Raw genomic sequence first — 17,696 nt, 5'->3', positions numbered from 1 at the left:
CCGGGCGGCGCGCCGGCCGTCATGTTCCCAAGTGGCGACCCGTCCACAACGCCCCCATCACCTCACCCCGACAGGAGAACGGCTGTGGAGAGCTCCGACAGCTCAATCCCCCGCGTTACGCAACCGTCGGTGGCCGCGGCCGCCCCGGCCGGTGCGGGCACCGTGCAGACCACGGTGGCCACACCCGACGGAACCGGCAGTGGCTCCGGCTTCACCTACGTGTTCGCGGCGCCCGCGATCAGTTCCGTCGTCCCCAACCAGGGGTCGGTCGAGGGCGGGAACACGGTCACGTTGACCGGAACCGGCTTCACCGGCGCCACCTCGGTCAGTTTCGGTGGTGTGGCCGCCGCGTTCATCGCCGTCTCCGCTACGCAGGTCACCGCGGTCGCCCCCGCAGCGCCCGCCGGCGCCGTCAACGTCACGATCACCACTCCGGGCGGCACCAGTGCCGGGGTCCCCTATACGTATGTCGCCGCTCCGGTGCTGAGCGGTGTGGCTCCGGCCCAGGGGCCACTCGCGGGTGGCAACACCGTCACCCTGTCCGGGACCGGCTTCACCGGAGCGACCGCTGTGCACTTCGGCGCGAACGCGGCGAGTTCGTTCACCGTCGTCTCACCGACCCAGTTGACCACGTCCGTCCCCACCGGCGGCCCGGGTCCGGTTGCCGTCACGGTCACCACTCCCGGTGGTACCAGCACCCAAGCCGTCTTCTACTACTACCTCGGCGCACCGGTTCTCAACGCGATCAGCCCCGGGTCCGGGCAGGTGGCCGGTGGCAACTCCGTGACGCTGACCGGTGCGAACCTTCTCCAGGCCACGGCGGTTCGCTTCGGCGCGACGGCGGCGAGCACCTACACCATCGTCTCGGCCACGGAGATCAGGGCGGTGGCGCCGCCCGGTGCTGCCGGCACGGTCCCGGTCACCGTCACCACGCCCGGTGGCACGAGCAACGGCGTGACCTATGCCTATCTCGGTGTCCCGGTCATCTCCGGTCTGGTGCCCGGCCAGGGGCCGTCGGCAGGCGGAACCACGGTGACTCTCACCGGCGTCGGACTGACGTACACCACCGCGGTACTGTTCGGGGCCGTGCCCGCCGGCTTCACCGTGGTCTCCGACACCCAGCTGACCACCACGACACCGCCCGGCGTGGCGGGGGCGGTCACTGTCCGGGTCGTCACCCCTGGCGGCACCAGTATCGGCCTTCCTTACACCCGACTTGACCCGCCCGGCATCTGAGCGGCCCGGCACGTGGGACTCGCCCGATCCGTCGCGACTCGCGCGCGGTGCGGCGGTTCCACGTGGCCCAGCCATGTGGTCAGGAGTGCTTCCAGCTGCGCCGCCGACTCAGGGGGCAGGGCGTCCAGGAGGCGACGCTCGTTGCGCATGTGCTCGGTGAAGGCCCGGTCGATCAGTTCCCGGCCCGCGGGGGTGAGCGCCACCACCCGGCCCCGGCCGTCACCGGCCGAGCGGCGTCGGGTGACGAGGCCGTCGCGTTCCAGACGGTCGATCCGCTTGGTCATCGCCCCTGTCGTGACCATGGTGTGCACCGCCAGTTCGCCCGGGGCCCGTTCGAACGGCTCGCCCGCGCGGCGCAGGGCGGCCAGCACGTCGAACTCGCCCTCGCTCAGCCCGAACCGCCGGTAGACCACGCAGAGCTGTTCGGTGAGCATTCCGGCCAGGCGGTGGAGCCGGCCGATCACCCCCTGCGGACTCACGTCGACATCCGGTCGTTCCCTGGCCCAGTCCGCCTGGATGCGGGCGATGTGGTCGGGCGGCGGGGGCGCGGCGGCGGTGTCGGGGTGCATGGGTTCACTGTAGCTTCCTTGGAAGGCATAATAACTTCCATGGAAGCTACTTTGCGGTGGGTCCTGATCACGGCGATCGCACCCGTTGCCTGGGGGGCGAACTACTTCGTCACCCACGCGTATCTGCCCGCCGGTCACCCCTTGTACGGAGCCGCGATCAGGGCCCTGCCGGCCGGGCTGCTGCTCCTGGCGGTACGCCGGGAACGGCCGCGCGGCCCCTGGTGGTGGAAATCCCTCGTCCTCGGCGCCCTCAACATGGGCGGGTTCTTCGCCCTCGTCTACGTGGCCGCACAGTTGTTGCCGACCAGTACCGCGTCGACGGTCATGGCGACCTCGCCGATGGTGATGATGCTGATCGCCTGGGCGCTGCTCGCCGAGCGCCCGCGCCTGCTGCCGCTGGCCGGTGCGGTCGTCGGGCTCGGCGGGGTGGGCCTGATGCTGCTCGGCGGGACGGCGTCGGCCGACGTGCGTGGAGTGCTCGCCTCGGTCGCCGCGATGCTCATGTCGTCCCTCGGCTACGTCCTGGCCAAGCGGTGGGGCACCGAGGTCGACGTACTCGCCTCGACCGCCTGGCAGCTGATCGCGGGAGGGCTTCTGCTGCTGCCCCTCGCGGCCCTCGTCGAGGGCGCGCCGCCCGCACTCGACGGACCGGCCGTCCTCGGGTTCGGCTACGTCACCGTGGTGGCGACCGCGCTCGCCTTCGCCGCCTGGTTCGCGGGTCTGCGCCACCTTCCCGCCGCCACGGTCGGACTGGTCGGACTGCTCAACCCGGTGACCGGCGTACTGCTCGGTACCGCCCTCGCCGGCGAGGCGCTCACGCCCAGGCAACTCTGCGGGTCGGCCCTGGTCCTGGCCGGAATTCTTCTCGGACGGCCGATGGCCGGGAAACGGCGGCGCGGCGCGCCGCCCCTCACGGCTGCGCGACCCTCAACTCCCGTACTCCCACCGGCTTCTCCGCGTCCTCCGACGTGACCGTCAGCCGCACCCGACGAGCCGTCGCCCCCGACCGGTAGGGCCGCCAGTCCGCGCCGTCCACCGATGTCTCCAGGCGGTACGCGGACGAGCGGGCGTCCGTCCACTCCGGCTCGATCGAGGTCACCGGGGCCGTGCGCCCCAGGTCCACCGTCAGCGCGCCCGTCGCACCGTCCGGGGACCACGCCGTGGCCGCGCTGCCGTCCACCGCGGCGGCCGCGTACAGGCCGGGCGTCTCGGAGGTCGCCGTCGCCGGGCGGCAACGGGCCGCGTCCGTCGTCGCGGCGAGGTCCGGGCGGCGGGTGCGCAGCGTCAGCGTGCCGGTGAGGAGACGGGGGCCGGTGGGGGTGTGGACGGTGAACGGAGCGCCGGAGGTGAGCCGGACCGTCGTCGTCAGCGGGCCGATCGCGACGTCGTACGTACGGCCCCGGTACCGCAGGCCCGTCAGCGTCACGCCCTTGCCCAGCTGCGGCGGCAGCAGGGGATCGAGGCGCACCCCGTCCTCCCGCAGGCGCAGGCCCGTCAGACCGTGCGTGAAGACCTGGAGGAATCCGCCCTTCCCGGTGAGGAAATCCTCCGCGGGATAGCCCGACAACGGGTCCTGCGCGCCGGACTTCGTACCCCGGGCCTCGCTGAAGAGGGCGTACGGGCCGCGCATGAACGGGCGTACGGAGCGCTGGAGATAGGTGTACGTCACACAGCCGGCCTCCCCGATCGCGGCGGCGTCGATCGCGTGGACCGAGTCCGTCATCGCCGGGCCGTCCGGATCGGTGCGCTCGGCGTAGTAGTCGAGCGTGGCCGCCGCGGCGCCGGGCTCCATCGGCCACTCCAGCGGGTAGATCAGCAGCACGGTGTCGGCCTGTTTGATCGTCGAGCCGTTGTAGCCCGCGTACTGAAGGAAGAGCTTTCGCTTGGGGTCGTAGGGGATGCGCAGACCGTCCGCGACCCGGGTCCACCCGGCCGGCGCGGGATGGCTGAGCAGCCGCGCCGCGCGCGTGGCGTTGCGCAGGGCGGTGGCCGCGACCGCGTTGGTGAAGACCTCGTCGGTGACACCGTTGCTGTACTCGTCCGGGCCCGCGACCTCCTTGACCGAGTAGCTGCCGTCGTCGTCGGCGGTGGCCCGGGAGACCCAGAAGTCGGCGATGCCCGAGAGCAGTGGCCACCCGTGGCCGGCCAGCCAGTCGCGGTCCCCGGTCGCCAGGTAGTACTGCCAGACGGCGAGCGAGACATCGCCCTGGAGATGGTTCTGGGTGACGCAGTGCGGCGGGTTCCAGCTCTGGCACTCGGACCAGAGGTCGCCCCTGCTCGCGCTCGTCCACGGGTAGAACAGCCCCCGGAACCCCAGCTTCTGGGCGTTGGCACGGGCGGCCCCGCGCGTGCGGTACCGGTACTCGACGACCGGACGGGCCAGCTCGGGGCGGGTGGTGAGCAGCCCCGGATACATCCAGATCTCGGCGTCCCAGAACACCAGGCCCGCGTAGTTGTCGCTGGTCAGACCGGCCGGGGCGACGCTGTCGCGAGACCCGGTCCGGGTGGAGGCGAGCAGTCCGTACTGCGCCGACCGCAGCCACTTCTGCAGCTCGGGACTGTCCGGTACGGAGATGTCGGCCGCCCAGGCCCGCCGCCAGGCGGCGGCGTTCGCCGCGAGGACGCCGGACCAGCCGCGCCGGGCCGCGCGCACGGACGCCGCACGGGCGGCGGCGGACGAGGCCGACGAAGTGAGCGAGGTGTCGACTCCGATGTACTTCTCGACGGAGTACGTGCGCCCGGCGCGCACCCGGAGCTCGCTGTGCGGACGGGGTGTGCCGGGCGCCGGTGCCCTGCCGCGTGCCGGACCCGGTCCGTCGGTGCGCAGCGTCTGGACGATCGCGCCGGCCGTCCGGGTGCCCCGGGTCCGGAATGTTCCGTCGTCCTTGAGTGTGATCCGGCGTGCGCCCCGCGGGTCCAGGCGGCCGGTGACGGTCGCCGTACCGCTCCAGTGCGGTGTCATGCGCAGCCGTACCGCGCCGGTGTGCACGTCGGAGCGGTCGGCGAGCACCTCGTACGTGAGGTCGGTCGCGCGCCCGTCTGCCGTGGTCCAGCGCAGTGAGGTGCGCACCAGGCCGCAGCGCAGGAACACCGTCTGGCGGTAGCGCGAGATCCGGGCCGGCGGAGTGCCGGAGCCGTACGTCTCGCTGCCCACGCGCAGGTCGAGCGTCGTCCAGCTGGGCAGCGCGGCGATCACCTCGCGGCCGGCCGCCAGGTCCTTCTCGCGTCCGAACAGGCCGGCGACGAAGGCGCCGTCGTAGCGCGGAGTGAACAGCGGCCAGCCGGTCTTCTCGCCCGACGCGGCGTATCCGGCGCCGGCGGCGGGCACGCGGTGTCCCAGATATCCGTTGCCGACATAGGGGTCGTAACCGTCGGCTCCGCCGAACCGGGTGGAGGTCGGGGCCCAGGCGGGGTCGGTGTCCCGGCCGCAGGTGGTGGACGTGGGCGGGAGGGAGGGGGCCGCGTACGAGAGGGGCGGCAGCGGTGCGATCAGGGCGCCCGCGACCAGGGACGTCAGGGACGTGAGGAGACAGACGCGCGAGAGGCTCACCGTACGAAGGTAGGTAAGCGCGCGCCGGGCGGCGGGACACGGCGCGCGGCGCGCGGGTGAACGGCCGGCCGGGGTGGGCGGGCGGCCCGCGTCAGAGGCCGCCCCACAGGCTCTCAGTCGGCGAGGCCCGTCTTGAGACCCGCGCCGCACAGCGGTACGACGACGCTCCGGTCCGTCCAGCCGCCGACCGCGGCCCAGCAGGCGACGCCCGTCGTTTCCACGTAGAACCCGCGGGCGGCCAGATCCAGCTGCGCGGACCGGATCTGATCCTCGGTCACCGTGAGGAAGGTGCCGCCCGATTCCCGTACCGCGGCCAGGACGGCCCGAGCGCGCGGCGGGCGGGGGATGGCGATGCCCTCGGCGAGGGTGGGAGCGGCCGCGCCGGCCGGGGCGTCGAGCACATCGTCCGAGCCCGCGCGGAAGGCGGCGGCCAGCGGTGACACCGCCTCGGCCTGCACGGCGATCAGCGCCGGGCGCTCCTCGATCAGACCCCGGGCCTGGAGTTCGGCCGTGGCCAGGGCCGCGCCGAGCAGCAGGGTGCCGTTGCCCACCGGTACGGCCAGGGCGTCCGGGAGCCGGCCGCCGAGGTCCTCCCACAGCTCGTACACATAGGTCTTCGTGCCGTGCAGGAAGTACGGGTTGAAGACGTGCGAGGCGTAGAACGTGCCCGGCGTGTCGGCGGCGGCACGTGCCGCCAGCGCGGTGGCCTCGCGGTCGCCGGGGACGATCTCCAGCCGCGCTCCGTGGGCCCGGATCTGCTCGGTCTTCTTCGGCGACGTCCCCTCGGGTACGTACACCGTGCAGGGGAGCGAGGCGCGGGCGCAGTACGCGGCGACGGCCGTGCCCGCGTTGCCGCTGCTGTCCGCGACGACGCGCTCGGGCGAGAGACGGCGGGCCAGTTCGACGAGCATCACGGCGCCGCGGTCCTTGAAGGAGAGCGTCGGCATCAGGAAGTCGAGCTTGGCCGACACCGTGCCGGTGAGCGGGACGAGCGGGGTGCGGCCCTCACCGAGGGTGGTCGTGGGTGCGGCGAGGGGCAGCGCCTCTTCGTAACGCCACAGTGAATTGACGCGTCCCGCGAGAGAGTTGAGCGAGAGCGGATCGGTGACCTCGAAATCGAGGTCCCAGGGGCCGCGGCAGACCGGGCAACACCAGGTGAGAGCGGTCGTTTCGGCGCGGGTGCCGTCCTGTGGGCAGAGATACATGGCCATGTCCGCCAGCATGTCAGGCGTGTGGCGGTCGAGTGGCGAAGGTATTGCACACCTCGACGCACCCTGTGGGATTCCCGAGGATCGGTCGATCTTTCGCTGTCGGACGGGCCGTGGGCAGCGCGGAATCCGGCGCACGTGAGGGTCATGCCATGGTGGTCGGTGACAAACCCGGGTACGGGCTCCCCGAACCGGCTGCCGAACGTCGGCGGCGACACCGCCACGCCGCCCGGCAAGAGGTACGAGAACACGGTGAGTTACACCATCGGTGACAACTCCCACCGTCGAATCGCCGACCACCGTCACCGGTGTCACCGGCGACGCGCCGCGTGCCGAGGGCGTCGCCGCCGCTCGGGCGCCGTCGGTGGGGCATGCGCGCGGCCCTGACGAATCATCACTTCGGGTGAAACTTTGGCCCGCGCTTGCGGTCCACAACCGACGGTCGTCAGGCTGTTGCAGACTGTCAATCTGTTGGGAGTGGCCTGTGACTTTCGGTGAGCAGCCCGCCTATCTGCGCGTTGCGAGCGATCTGAGAGAAAAGATCGTCAATGGTTCGCTGCCGCCGCATACGCGCCTGCCTTCGCAGGCCCGTATCCGCGAGGAGTACGGGGTCTCGGACACCGTCGCGCTGGAGGCGCGCAAGGTGCTGATGGCCGAGGGGCTGGTCGAGGGGCGCTCCGGCTCCGGTACGTATGTGCGCGAGCGCCCGGTCCCGCGCCGGATCGCCCGTTCCGGCTACCGGCCGGGGGCCGGGGCCAGCCCGTTCCGTCAGGAGCAGGCGGCGGAAGGGGTGCGCGGGACGTGGGAGTCCCGCAGTGAGCAGGAGGGCGCGAGCGACGAGATCGCCGAGCGCCTGGGCATCGAACCGGGCGACCGGGTGATGCGTACGCGATACACCTTCCGGGAGGCCGGGGAGCCGATGATGCTCTCCACCTCCTGGGAACCCCTCGCCGTGACGGGGCGTACGCCGGTGATGCTGCCGGAGGAGGGCCCGTTGGGCGGATGCGGGGTGGTCGAGCGGATGGCCGCGATCGACGTCGTCGTGGACAACGTGGCCGAGCAGGTCGGCGCGCGTCCGGGGCTGGCGGAGGAGCTCCTGGCGCTCGGCGGTGTTCCGGGCCATGTGGTGATGGTGATCGAGCGTACGTATTACGCGTCCGGCCGCCCGGTCGAGACGGCGGACGTGGTGGTGCCCGCCGATCGCTTCCGGATCGCCTACCACCTTCCGGTCAGGTGACCGGCGTGCGAGGGGCGCCGTCCGGCTTCGTGCGCGATGGATCGACGCCTCGTCGGGTGCCTTGAGCGGCAGTCGATCGTCGACCGCGAGGGCTTGTCATGTCCTGATCCTGCCCGCCGTTCGTGCCCGCACGGCGAACGACGGGCGGACTGGCTGACCGGCTCATCGGCCGACCGCTGACAGCCGTTCATTGCTTCGTAGCCGCGTGGTGGAGGTCGGCGAAGGGCTGCCCCTGGGGGGCGCATCCAGCTGGATGCGCCCCCTCACTCTTTTCATGGCCGGATCGGTATCTCTTTGTGTAATTACGTATCCGTTGAGTGAAGGTCAGGCGTAGGGTCCGGCATATGCGTACTGCGGTTTCCTGGGGATCCTTAGAAACGTACACGCCGTTCGAGGGAGGGGCGCAATGCTTGGGAGGGGCGCGATGACCGACAACGGTGCCGATCTCCCATGGCTGGTGATACGGCAGGACGACAACGGCAATCGCTACCGCGTCGGCAGGTATGCCACACAGGGCGAGGCCCAGAAGGTCGCCGACAAGCTCGACACCCATGGTCACAAGCAGCTCTATTGGGTGGAGCGCGCAGGGGCGCGGGCCCGGCCGTAGAGCGTGCGCGCTGGGAGTGGGGCAGGGGCTGGTGTTCCGGCTCGCGAGCGCCCGTGAGGGGAGTGGCCGGAGCCGTCCGTGACCGGGTCGCCGGCCGGCTGTGCGCCGCGGCGCGCCGCCCGAGCCGGTCGGTGGTCGGGGGCTGCCGGGCGTTCGTCAGGCAAACCGGTCGGTGGGTGCGGTGTCGCCGGGTTCCGTGGCGGAGTCCTTCGGTCCACCGCTGTCGCAGTGTGTGGCCGTCGGGCGGTCCGTGCGCCGGTACATCCTGGCGACGACGGTGCACCGGAGCGCCATGGACAGCGCCATGGCCAGGCGGACGCCGGGCAGCCCCGACCCCGACAGGGCGTACGCAAGGGCGAGTTGGAGGCCACGCCGCACGTGGCGATCCGCGCGAGGGCGCCACTGCCGCCGCTGCCCTCGAACACCCCCCCACGCGATGAAGCAGGCGAGCAGCACCAAGTACGGCCCTACGCAGCGCAGATGGAGCGCGCCCGCCGAGGCCACCTCGCCCTCGCTGCCGAAGATGCGCGTGACCCATGGTCCGACGGCGAGCAGCGTCAGCATGGCCGAGAGTCCGAGAGCCCGAGAGCCCCTGCTGATGATCCCGGCCGGGCCGAGGCGATCGGCGGCCTGGAGGGCTGAGCGAAGTCCGGTGGGCGGTGAACCTTTCCGGTCACAGCGCTAGGGTCCTGCCTGACGTGGGTTTCGGATGGTGAAGGCGGAGTGATGTCGGTCCTGATCGACACGGTGGCGTGGGTGCGTATGGAGGGCGGCAGGATTCTGTGCGCGCGGCCCCGGGGGAAGGGTGTCTTCTACATCCCCGGGGGCAAGCGGGAGGGCGCGGAGACCGATCTGGAGACCCTGGTCCGCGAGATCAAGGAGGAGCTGACGGTGCTCCTCGAACCGCGCACCGCGGTGCATGTGGGTACGTACGAGGCCGACGTGCCCGATCTGCCGGGCGGCGCCGTGGTCCGTATGAGCTGCTACACCGCCGACTACGAGGGGACGTTGGCGGTGAGCAGCGAGATCGAGGAGATGGCCTGGTTCTCGTACGCGGACCGCCCCCTGGTTCCACCGGTCGATCAACTGCTCTTCGATGACCTGAAGGCGTCGGGGGAGCTGGACTGAGCCGGTCCGGGCGCCGGTGCCCCCGCCGACTCGGTGCTGCTGACATGGATTCCGGCGGCGCGTGTCGGCCGCCTCGTGCGCCCCTCTCCCTGCGGGCGTCTGTTCGTGCGCGCGGACGTACACCCGTACGCCCCACGTGTCGGCCCCCGCGATAGTTCGCACCAAATATCGGGTATGTGCTGATTAACCCCCGTAAACAGGACGCCCCCCGTTGCTGGTTTTGGGAAGTGATCGGCGTGATCGACACTGAAGGCGACTGCGCCGAGTGGACCTTTCCGGCTGAGCCGGGCGCAGTGCGCTCCGCGCGGCACGCCGTCCATGAGGCGCTGCGCGGCTGGGGGCTCGACACCTCTCTGGGGGATGTGACAGTCCTGCTGGTCAGTGAGTTGGTCACCAATTCCATGCAATACACATCGGGTCCCATCGGGGTACGGCTGCGGCGCCCCCATCCCAACGGCGACGCCCCCGCCACCCGCCCCGGACTGCTCGTGGAAGTTTCCGATCCGCTTCCGGATCCGCCCACCGAACGTATGCCGGGACCGGACGACGAGGGCGGCAGGGGGCTGCAGCTGGTGGCCTGTTCCGCACGCCGCTGGGGGACCAGACGGGGAAAGACCGGCAAGACGGTGTGGTTCGAGCTGGCCCTGCCTGGTTAGGAGTGGGGTGGGACGCACAGCGATCACCAGAGGTCGGGCAGAACCTGGCTGAAAGGGACTGAGACCGTGCTGTGATCGTGAACGCCGTGTCGGTAGGGGCCGTAGTGCTGAATACTGCGGGCAGGACCGGTCCGGTGTGTGAGCTGGAGGGGACGGTCGCGTGAGCGAAATACCGGGGACAGCGGGCGACATCGTGTGGCAGAGCAGCCCGCCTGGCTCGATCTATGACTACATCAGGGTCGCCTCCTTCTCGATCGGCCCCGACGGCCTGATCGAGCAGTGGAGCCGGCGGGCCGCCGGCCTCTTCGGCATTGCCGCGGACGAAGCGGTGGGCCTGGATCCGGTCGAGGCGTTCATGCCGGCCGAACTGCGCGTGGACGGCCGCCGCCGGGTCGGCGAGATCCTCGACGGCAGGGAGTGGACGGGCCTCGTCCCGTTCCGGATGCCGGGTGAGGACGCCGTGCACGGGCTCGCCGAGATCTATGTGATGCCGAGCGCGACAAAGGCCGGGGAACGGGCGGCGATCTGTATCGTCGTGGACGTCCGCGCGCTGCGCCGCATCGAGACGGACCTCGCCGCGTCACAGGCCATATTCGGTCAATCCCCCTTTGGTTTCGTGCTGTTCGGCACCGACCTCACCGTGGTGCGCGCCAACCAGCGCTTCGCCACCGTCTTCGGCGGTCAGGCCGCCGACCACCGCGGCCGTACGGTCGACGACTACCTCGCCCGTCCCGAGGCGGACCGGCTCACCGCCACCCTGGAGCGCGTGCTGGAGACCGGCGCGTCCGTCACCGACCTCCAGCTCGTCGGCACCGCGCCCGGCGACCCGGTCAGCCGCCACTGGTCCATGAACCTCTACCGGGTGCACAGCGGATCGGGCCGCCCCATCGGCATCGCCGGACTGGCCACCGATGTGACCCGACGGCACATCGCCGCCCGCGAGGCCGCCAGCGCCCGCCGCAATCTCGCCCTGCTCAACGAGGCCAGTGCCCGCATCGGCAACTCCCTCGACCTGGAGACCACCGCCCGCGAACTCCTCGATGTCGCCGTGCCCGGCTTCTGCGACCTCGCCTCGGTCGACCTCTACCAGGGACTGCTCACCGGCGACGACGCGCCGCCCGGCAGCTGGGACTCGCGCCGTCAGGAGTCCGTCGGGGGCTCCGCCGAACTGCGCCGCGTCGCTCTCGCCAGCGCGGTGTCGGACGGCCTGCCCGTCACCGCGGACACCGGCGCACCCGACATGGGCGGCGAGCCGCCCGAGCTCGGCGCCGTACACCGCTTCTCGTACAACTCGCCCTGCGCCATCGCCCTGCGCACCGGGCATGTCGAGGACGTGCCCGGCGACGACCGGGGCTTCGTCCAGTCCACGCTCGCCGTGCCGATGGTCGCCCACGACACGGTGGTCGGTCTCGTCCGGTTCTCCCGCACCAAGGGCAGCGAACCCTTCGGCGAGCGGGACCGGGCGCTGGCCACGGAGCTGGCCGCCCGCGCCGCGGTCTGCATCGACAACGCCCGCCTCTACCGGCGCGAACACGAGCGTGCGCTGATCCTCCAGCGCAGCCTCCTGCCCCCCGGCGACCCCGTGGCCGCAGGCCTCGACATCGCCTGCCGCTACCTCCCCGGCAACACCGCGACCGAGGTGGGCGGCGACTGGTTCGACGTGATCGAGCTCCCCGGCCACCGCACCGCCCTCGTCGTCGGCGACGTCATGGGGCGCGGACTGCGGGCCGCCGTGGCCATGGGCGAACTGCGCACCGCCGTAAGGACCCTGGCTCTGCTGGACCTGGAACCCGCCGAGGTGCTCTCCGCGCTCGACGAGGTCGCCCGAGGGCTCGGTACCCCCGGCGGCACCTCCTCCTCCGGCGGTTCCGGCGGCACCCAGTGGCCCTCGCGGGCCGCCCACAAGTCCCGCGAGGTGGACCTCTCCGAGGTGTACCTGGCGACTTGTGTGTACGCGGTCTACGACCCGGTCACCCGGCGGTGCACCTTCGCCAACGCCGGCCATCTGCCCCCTGTCGTGGTCGAGCCGGGCGAGCCCGCCCTGCTGCTCGACGTCCCACCCGGGATGCCGCTCGGTGTGGGGGGCGAACCCTTCGAGGAGGTCGAGGTCGAACTGCAGGAGGGGTCCCTGCTCGCCCTCTACACGGACGGCCTCGTCGAGTCCCGTGACCATCCGCTCGATGAAGGGCTGGCCGCCCTGCGCCGGGCGCTCGTCGAGCCGGAACGGCCGCTCGAAGACGTCTGCGACCGTGTACTGACCACCCTCGACACCCGGCACGGCGAGGACGACATCGCCCTGCTCATGGCCCGCATCCAGGGGCTCGCGGCCGACGCGGTCGGCGACTGGCGGCTGCCCCGCGAACCCCGCTCCGTCGGCCGCGCCCGCGAACTGGCCCGTGGCCAACTGCTCGCCTGGGACCTCGGCGAGCTGGTGGACACCACCGAACTGCTGGTCAGCGAGCTGGTCACCAACGCCCTGCGGTACGGAGAGGGCGAGATCCGGCTCAGGCTGCTGCGCGACCGTACGCTCGTGTGCGAGGTCTGGGACGGGGGGCTCGTCCAGCCGCGGCGGCGGCGGGCCCGCGACACCGACGAGGGCGGGCGCGGGCTGCAATTGGTCGGCCTGCTGAGCGTGGGCTGGGGGTCGAGGCGGACACCGCGCGGCAAGACCGTCTGGTTCGAGCTGGCGCTGCCCGACGGGCAGCCGGCCGCCGAGCCCACGGTCGAGCAGCTGCTGAGCATGTTCTGAGGAAGGGTTCAGGAGGTGGGCGGCGGACCGCTCATGAGACCGTCTTCAGCGCGGCGAGCCGGGCCTCCACCTCGGCGTTGTCGCCCAGGGCGTCCAGCTGCTCGAACTGGGCGTCCAGCGATGAGGCGGCGTGCTCCTGCTTGCCCAGGGCCTTCGCCTCCTCGCGCCGCACCTTGTCCTCGAAGCGGCTGAGCTCACTGGTCGGGTCGAGCACGTCGATGTTCTTGACGGAGTCCATCCTCCGGTTCCGCGCCTGGGCGGACGTGGCGCGTGCGACGAGCTCGTCGCGCTTGGACTTCAGCTCCGTCAGCCGGGTCCTCATCTGATCCAGGCCGGACTTGAGCTTGTCCACGACCTCGCTCTGCGAGGCGATCACCGGCTCCGCGGTCTTCGCCTCCTTCTCCGACCGGAGCTGCCGCCCGAGCGCGACCTTGGCCAGGTTGTCGAACGTGTCCGCCTCCGCGCCGGCCCCGGCCGCCCGCAGCTCGTCGGCCTTGCGGCTGGCCGCGAGCGCCTTGCCGCCCCACTCCTCGGCCGCGTCGACGTCCTCCCGGTGATCCTGTTCCATCAGCCGCAGATCGCCGAGGGTCGCGGCGACCGCCTGCTCGGCCTCCGCGATGTTGGCCGTGTAGTCGCGGATCAGCTGGTCCAGCATCTTCTGCGGATCCTCCGCCTGATCCAGCAGGGCGTTGACATTGGCCTTCGCCGGCTGGGTGACGCGGCCGAGTACGGTCTGCTTGGGCATGGCATCTCTCCTGCCTGTGGGTGAATGCGTACACGTGAAGCCCCGAGCCGGGGTCCGCGCTCGTTCGCCGGGGTCCGCGCCGGGCTCAGAAGCGGCCGCCGCCGCCCCGTCGGCCGCGGGTGCCCCCGCCGCCGAAACTGCCCGGCCCGCCGCCCCCGTCGCCTTGGAACCCGCCGCCCTGGAATCCGCCGCCCCGGGACCCTGCGCCGAAACCACCTCCGTATCCGCCGCCCCGGCCGTCGCCGCCCAGGAGCCCGCCGAGGATGATTCCGCCGAGCACCGCGCCGCCGACCCCGCCGCCCGCTCCCGGCACACCACCCGGACCGCCTCGGCCCGCGTACCCGCGCACATCCTGTTCGGCCAGGCTCCGGGCCTGCCCGGCCAGGGAATCCGCCTGCTGCGCCTCCACCAGCGCGCCCTGGGGATCGCCGTCGGCCTCGGCCAGTTCGCGGGAGCGGTCGAGCCGTCGTCGGGCCTCCGTGAGCCGGGTCCGGGCCTGGCTGCCCACGGCTCCGCGGTTCGTGGTGATGTAGTCGGCGGCGGCGTCGACCGTCGAACGCGCGGTGAGCGTCGACCGGTCGAGCAGGGAGCGGGCCCGGGTGTCGCCCTGTTCCCGTTCGCGGGCGCCGGCCAGCGCCCTGTCGAGCGCCGTGTCCGCCTCCTCCACCCTGCGCAGTGCGCCGATGGGGTCGTACGGACCGGCCCGCAATTCCCCCTTCACATCGTCGAGCACCGACCGCGCGCGGGCGATCCGGCCCCGCAGATCCGCCGTCGACACCCCCTTCCGGGTGCCTTCGAGCAGGCCGCCCGCATCGGCCAGATCGGTCTCCGTCTCGATGAGGGCGGCGGGCAGCCGGTCCGCCGCCTCCGCGAGTTCCCGGCCCAGCCGGTCCACCGCGTCGACGAGGGTGGTCGCCTGGTCGACGGCGCTTTCGGCGGCCCGCACGTACACCGCTGCCGCGGCGTTGTTCCCGCCGTCCACCGACTGCCGGGCCCGATTGAGCCCGGCAGTGGCGAAGACCAGCCGGTCCTTGGCCTGTTCGACGGCGTCGGCCACGGGCGCGGAGGCCGACCTCGCGTACCGGCCGCGCATCGCGGTCAGGGCGGCCTCGGCGGCGGTCACACGGCCGGTGAGCGCGCGGAAGGCGGTCTCGGCCGTGGCCAGCGCCTGCGGAGCGTTGCGTTCCAGGGCACGCAGCCGGTCGAAGTCCTCGGACACGGCGTCGAGGCGGGCGTCGGCGGCGGCGCAGCGGCCGATGATCTCGTCCAGCATCCGGCGTCGCGTCGCGTCGTCCTCGGGAAAGGCGTCGTCCAGCTGCTGGCGCAACCGGAACGCGGTTGTCAGCTCGCCCTTGGCATAGTCGACGGCCTCGGTGAAGGGGGCCGCGGCCTCCTCCCCGAACTGTGCGGTGGCGTAGCCCAGTTCCTCCTCGCTGGTGCGGACCGCGTCGTCGGTGTCCACCAGCGTCCGCTTCGCCCGGCCGTCCAGCTCCGGCAACGGGGTCGGCGGCCGCGGCGGGCCGCCCGGCCCGGCGGACCCCGGGCCCCAGCCGGTCGCACCCGGCGTGGTGCGGGTCGCGACGCGCCGCCTGCGCCGGGTGTACGCGTAACCGGCGACCACCGCCGCGCCGCCGACGACGACCACCGGCAGGATCAGGTCCACGGCGCTCGCCCCGCTGGAACTCCCGGTTCCGGGATCGGGGGCACCGGGCGTGATCGTCGGGGTGGGCACGGCCTTGCCGGCCAGCACGGCGGTGTATCCGTTGGCGGCGCCGATCGCCGCGCCGGCCCAGTCGTGCTTCCTGAGCGCGGGCCCGACGGTCGTGCGCGCCACGTCGTGGAGCTGGGTGTCGCTGAGGCGTGAGCCCTGGTCCACGGTGTAGGCGTACTGCCGGTCGTGGGTGGCGACGGCGAGCAGGACGTCGTCGCGGCCGAGGCCCTTCTGGTCGGCCTTCCGGTCGGCCCAGCCCTGCGCGGAGCGGCCGGAGAAGTCGCGTACGTAGACCACGAAGAGCTGGATGCGACGGCTGTCGTGCAGCCGGTCGAGTGCTGCCGTGACCTGGTCCCTGCGGTCCCCGAGCGCCCCCACCCGGTCGGTGATCTGCCCGTTGCGGGACAGGGTGACGGGATCGTCGGCGCGCGCGGTCGACGCGGTGGTGAGGGCCGGCCAGCACACCGCCAGCAGCACGGCGAGAAGGGCCCGGCCCGGCGGGGATATCCGGGTACGGCTCACGAGCGGCGTCACCTTTGTGAGGCTATGTCCACTCTCAGTCACCCGCGACCCGGCGACCGGGCGGCGTACCGGAAGGGCCGGGGCCGGTCCCCTCCGCGCACGCCGCCGCGGCCGGTGCGCCGCCGACGGTCAGATCGAGAAGCGCTCCTTGGCGAGCAGCGGGCGCACCCTCGACTGGAACCCGCCGGTCCGGAACGGCTTCTGCAGCAGGCCGGGTCGGATCGCCTGGGCCAGCGCCGCCGCGATCATGCCCTGGTCGAGGGCGAGCATGTAGTCGCTGACCCGGCCGGTGCCGACGTTGACGGAGTCCCGGAACCCGTATCCGTCGTGGTAGGCGCCGAAGTCGCGGTCGAGTGCCCGCAGGTTGGCGATCGCCTCGTCCGGCGCGTAGGGCAGGGCGAGGAAGGAGGCGTGCGGGGTGACCACACCGTTGGTGAACGCCGAGGGGGGCGGCAGTGGCGCGCCGTCCGTGGTGTACGTGCGGTCGGTGTTGGAGGCGTAGCCGTCGACCTGCATGCCGATCGCGTCGACCCCGTATTCCTGGTACCCGCCCTCGGGGATGTCGGCCGGGGAGAAGCCCCAGTACCCGTACCGCGCCTCCTCCATGCCGTGCTCGATCTGGCTGCGGACGTAGCGCTGGTGCGTCAGGCCCCAGGAACGCGGCGACCACTCCGGCTCCGGCACGAACAGCGGCACCATCAGGGCCTCGAACATCGAACCGCCCCAGCTGGGCACGATCTTCCGGCCGCGGTGGGTGTAGTGCCCCTGCCAGACGCGTACGCCGTCCATGGCGACGTAACTGCCCTGCGGGTGCTGCTCCTGCTCGTGCTCGGGGAGCATCGTGCGCAGCAGGTGCCAGTAGTGGTCGGCGGGCAGGGAGCCGTCCGCGATGCCCAGGTAACTGGCCATGCGAGGCTCGGTGTTGAGCGCGCCGTAGTGGTGGCCGGTGGGCTCCCCGGTATCGGTCCAGAACCCGCCGCGCAGCTGGCCGGGGCCGGCGACCGGGGCGGCCGGGTCGTACGGCGTGTAGTAGTAGGACCAGTCGGCGGTGGCCAGGACGCGGGCGATCCGGGGACGCAGGGCGGGCGAGGCGTCGGCAGCGATGCGCAGTCCGGTGACCAGCCAGGCGTTGTCGACGGAGGAGAGGAACGGACGCACCGGGTCGCCGGTGCCGGGCCACTCGGTCAGAACCGAACCGTCGTGCGCGTCGTACCAGTTGAGCCAGAAGCCGTGGTGGCGCTCCAGCTTCTCGACGGCCCGGACGGTGTGCTCCAGCCGGCGCCGCATCGTGGCGTCGTCGATCACGCCGAGCCCGGCGGCGGCGACGGTCGACCAGAGGCCGCAGCCGATGTTGGTGGGCGACGTCTGGCGCGACCGCACGGGGGCGCCGGGGCCGCTGACGTCGATCTTGTCGACGGCGAGACCGAAGTCGGTCGTCATCGCCTCGATCGAGCGGTACGTGTCGCGGAACCAGCGGCGGAGCAGTGCCGTGTCCGCTCCGTGCGCGGACTGTCCGGACTTCACGGACTGCGCGGCGCCTGCGGAAGGCACGGTTACGGCTCCGAGGGACAGGGCGGCAGCCCCTGTTCCCGCGGCGGTGAGAAACGTGCGACGGTCCATCAGAACCCCTCGAAGAAGAGCCACCGACTGTGGGCGGTGGGCGGATTTCGTTCGTCGGTCGTGACTGAGCTTGGCGTTTAACGTGGGCGGGCTTGGTGTTCTTTGATCGATTCGGCGCGTTTGACGGTCTTGCCGACGTCGTGGTGCCTGGCCCGGTG

The 17,696-nt window shown here is 72.1% G+C and carries 14 protein-coding genes and 1 pseudogene; 8 read left to right on the top strand and 7 right to left on the bottom strand.

What is annotated here, in order from left to right; genetic code table 11:
- Positions 1 to 129: 129 nt before the first annotated feature.
- Positions 130 to 1,236 (top strand): IPT/TIG domain-containing protein, encoded by a 1,107-nt coding sequence (locus ABZ826_RS34400; RefSeq protein WP_361457461.1) that lies wholly within the window; start codon positions 130 to 132, stop codon positions 1,234 to 1,236.
- Here the strand turns inward: ABZ826_RS34400 and ABZ826_RS34395 are convergent.
- The gene (locus ABZ826_RS34395) at positions 1,206 to 1,805 is read right to left on the bottom strand and encodes a MarR family transcriptional regulator (protein ID WP_361457458.1); all 600 of its coding nucleotides are present in this window, start codon (positions 1,803 to 1,805) and stop codon (positions 1,206 to 1,208) included. The genes ABZ826_RS34400 and ABZ826_RS34395 overlap by 31 nt on opposite strands.
- 39 nt (positions 1,806 to 1,844) lie before the next feature.
- Here ABZ826_RS34395 and ABZ826_RS34390 point away from each other — a divergent pair, with 39 nt between their 5' ends.
- On the top strand, positions 1,845 to 2,777 hold the full coding sequence (locus tag ABZ826_RS34390; RefSeq protein WP_361457455.1) for an EamA family transporter: 933 nt from the start codon (positions 1,845 to 1,847) through the stop codon (positions 2,775 to 2,777).
- Here ABZ826_RS34390 and ABZ826_RS34385 read toward each other — a convergent pair.
- Both ABZ826_RS34385 and ABZ826_RS34380 read right to left on the bottom strand, forming a co-directional pair.
- Positions 2,716 to 5,355: a discoidin domain-containing protein gene (locus tag ABZ826_RS34385; protein ID WP_361457452.1), complete on the bottom strand. Its 2,640-nt coding sequence runs from the start codon at positions 5,353 to 5,355 to the stop codon at positions 2,716 to 2,718. The genes ABZ826_RS34390 and ABZ826_RS34385 overlap by 62 nt on opposite strands.
- A 113-nt stretch (positions 5,356 to 5,468) precedes the next feature.
- Complete coding sequence (locus ABZ826_RS34380; protein WP_361457449.1) at positions 5,469 to 6,566, bottom strand: threonine synthase; 1,098 nt, start codon at positions 6,564 to 6,566, stop codon at positions 5,469 to 5,471.
- Positions 6,567 to 6,725: 159 nt separating this feature from the next.
- Here ABZ826_RS34380 and ABZ826_RS34375 point away from each other — a divergent pair.
- The 3 genes and pseudogenes from ABZ826_RS34375 to ABZ826_RS34365 all read left to right on the top strand — a co-directional run.
- A pseudogene (locus ABZ826_RS34375) lies at positions 6,726 to 6,897 on the top strand (S8 family peptidase); the annotation flags it as partial.
- Between the two features lie 150 nt (positions 6,898 to 7,047).
- On the top strand, positions 7,048 to 7,800 hold the full coding sequence (locus ABZ826_RS34370) for a GntR family transcriptional regulator (RefSeq protein ID WP_361457506.1): 753 nt from the start codon (positions 7,048 to 7,050) through the stop codon (positions 7,798 to 7,800).
- Positions 7,801 to 8,224: 424 nt separating this feature from the next.
- Entirely contained in the window at positions 8,225 to 8,407 is a 183-nt protein-coding gene (locus tag ABZ826_RS34365) for an SPOR domain-containing protein (protein ID WP_361457446.1), read from the top strand.
- 156 nt (positions 8,408 to 8,563) lie between these two features.
- On the opposite strand, the gene ABZ826_RS34360 is transcribed toward ABZ826_RS34365, so the two are convergent.
- Complete coding sequence (locus tag ABZ826_RS34360; protein WP_361457443.1) at positions 8,564 to 8,971, bottom strand: hypothetical protein; 408 nt, start codon at positions 8,969 to 8,971, stop codon at positions 8,564 to 8,566.
- A gap of 162 nt (positions 8,972 to 9,133) precedes the next feature.
- Between ABZ826_RS34360 and ABZ826_RS34355 the strand changes: the two genes are divergently transcribed.
- The 3 genes from ABZ826_RS34355 (at position 9,134) to ABZ826_RS34345 (ending at position 12,940) form a co-directional block, all read left to right on the top strand.
- Positions 9,134 to 9,535, top strand: coding sequence for an NUDIX domain-containing protein (locus tag ABZ826_RS34355; protein WP_361457440.1), 402 nt, complete (start codon positions 9,134 to 9,136; stop codon positions 9,533 to 9,535).
- A gap of 227 nt (positions 9,536 to 9,762) precedes the next feature.
- Positions 9,763 to 10,191, top strand: coding sequence for an ATP-binding protein (locus ABZ826_RS34350; RefSeq protein ID WP_361457503.1), 429 nt, complete (start codon positions 9,763 to 9,765; stop codon positions 10,189 to 10,191).
- Between the two features lie 193 nt (positions 10,192 to 10,384).
- A complete protein-coding gene (locus ABZ826_RS34345) occupies positions 10,385 to 12,940 on the top strand; it encodes a SpoIIE family protein phosphatase (protein WP_361457500.1) in 2,556 nt (851 codons plus the stop codon).
- 31 nt (positions 12,941 to 12,971) lie between these two features.
- Here the strand turns inward: ABZ826_RS34345 and ABZ826_RS34340 are convergent, their stop codons facing one another.
- From ABZ826_RS34340 to ABZ826_RS34330, 3 genes are all read right to left on the bottom strand, one after another.
- Positions 12,972 to 13,685, bottom strand: coding sequence for a PspA/IM30 family protein (locus tag ABZ826_RS34340; protein ID WP_361457437.1), 714 nt, complete (start codon positions 13,683 to 13,685; stop codon positions 12,972 to 12,974).
- Between the two features lie 85 nt (positions 13,686 to 13,770).
- Positions 13,771 to 15,918, bottom strand: coding sequence for a TPM domain-containing protein (locus ABZ826_RS34335; protein ID WP_361457497.1), 2,148 nt, complete (start codon positions 15,916 to 15,918; stop codon positions 13,771 to 13,773).
- A gap of 129 nt (positions 15,919 to 16,047) precedes the next feature.
- Positions 16,048 to 17,538 (bottom strand): glucoamylase family protein, encoded by a 1,491-nt coding sequence (locus ABZ826_RS34330; protein WP_361457434.1) that lies wholly within the window; start codon positions 17,536 to 17,538, stop codon positions 16,048 to 16,050.
- Positions 17,539 to 17,696 lie beyond the last annotated feature (158 nt).

It is taken from the genome of Streptomyces sp. NPDC047515, assembly GCF_040643055.1.
Taxonomy (GTDB): Bacteria; Actinomycetota; Actinomycetes; order Streptomycetales; family Streptomycetaceae; genus Streptomyces.
Note: the sequence above shows the minus strand (reverse complement) of the source record. Positions and strands in the feature narration are given on the sequence as shown.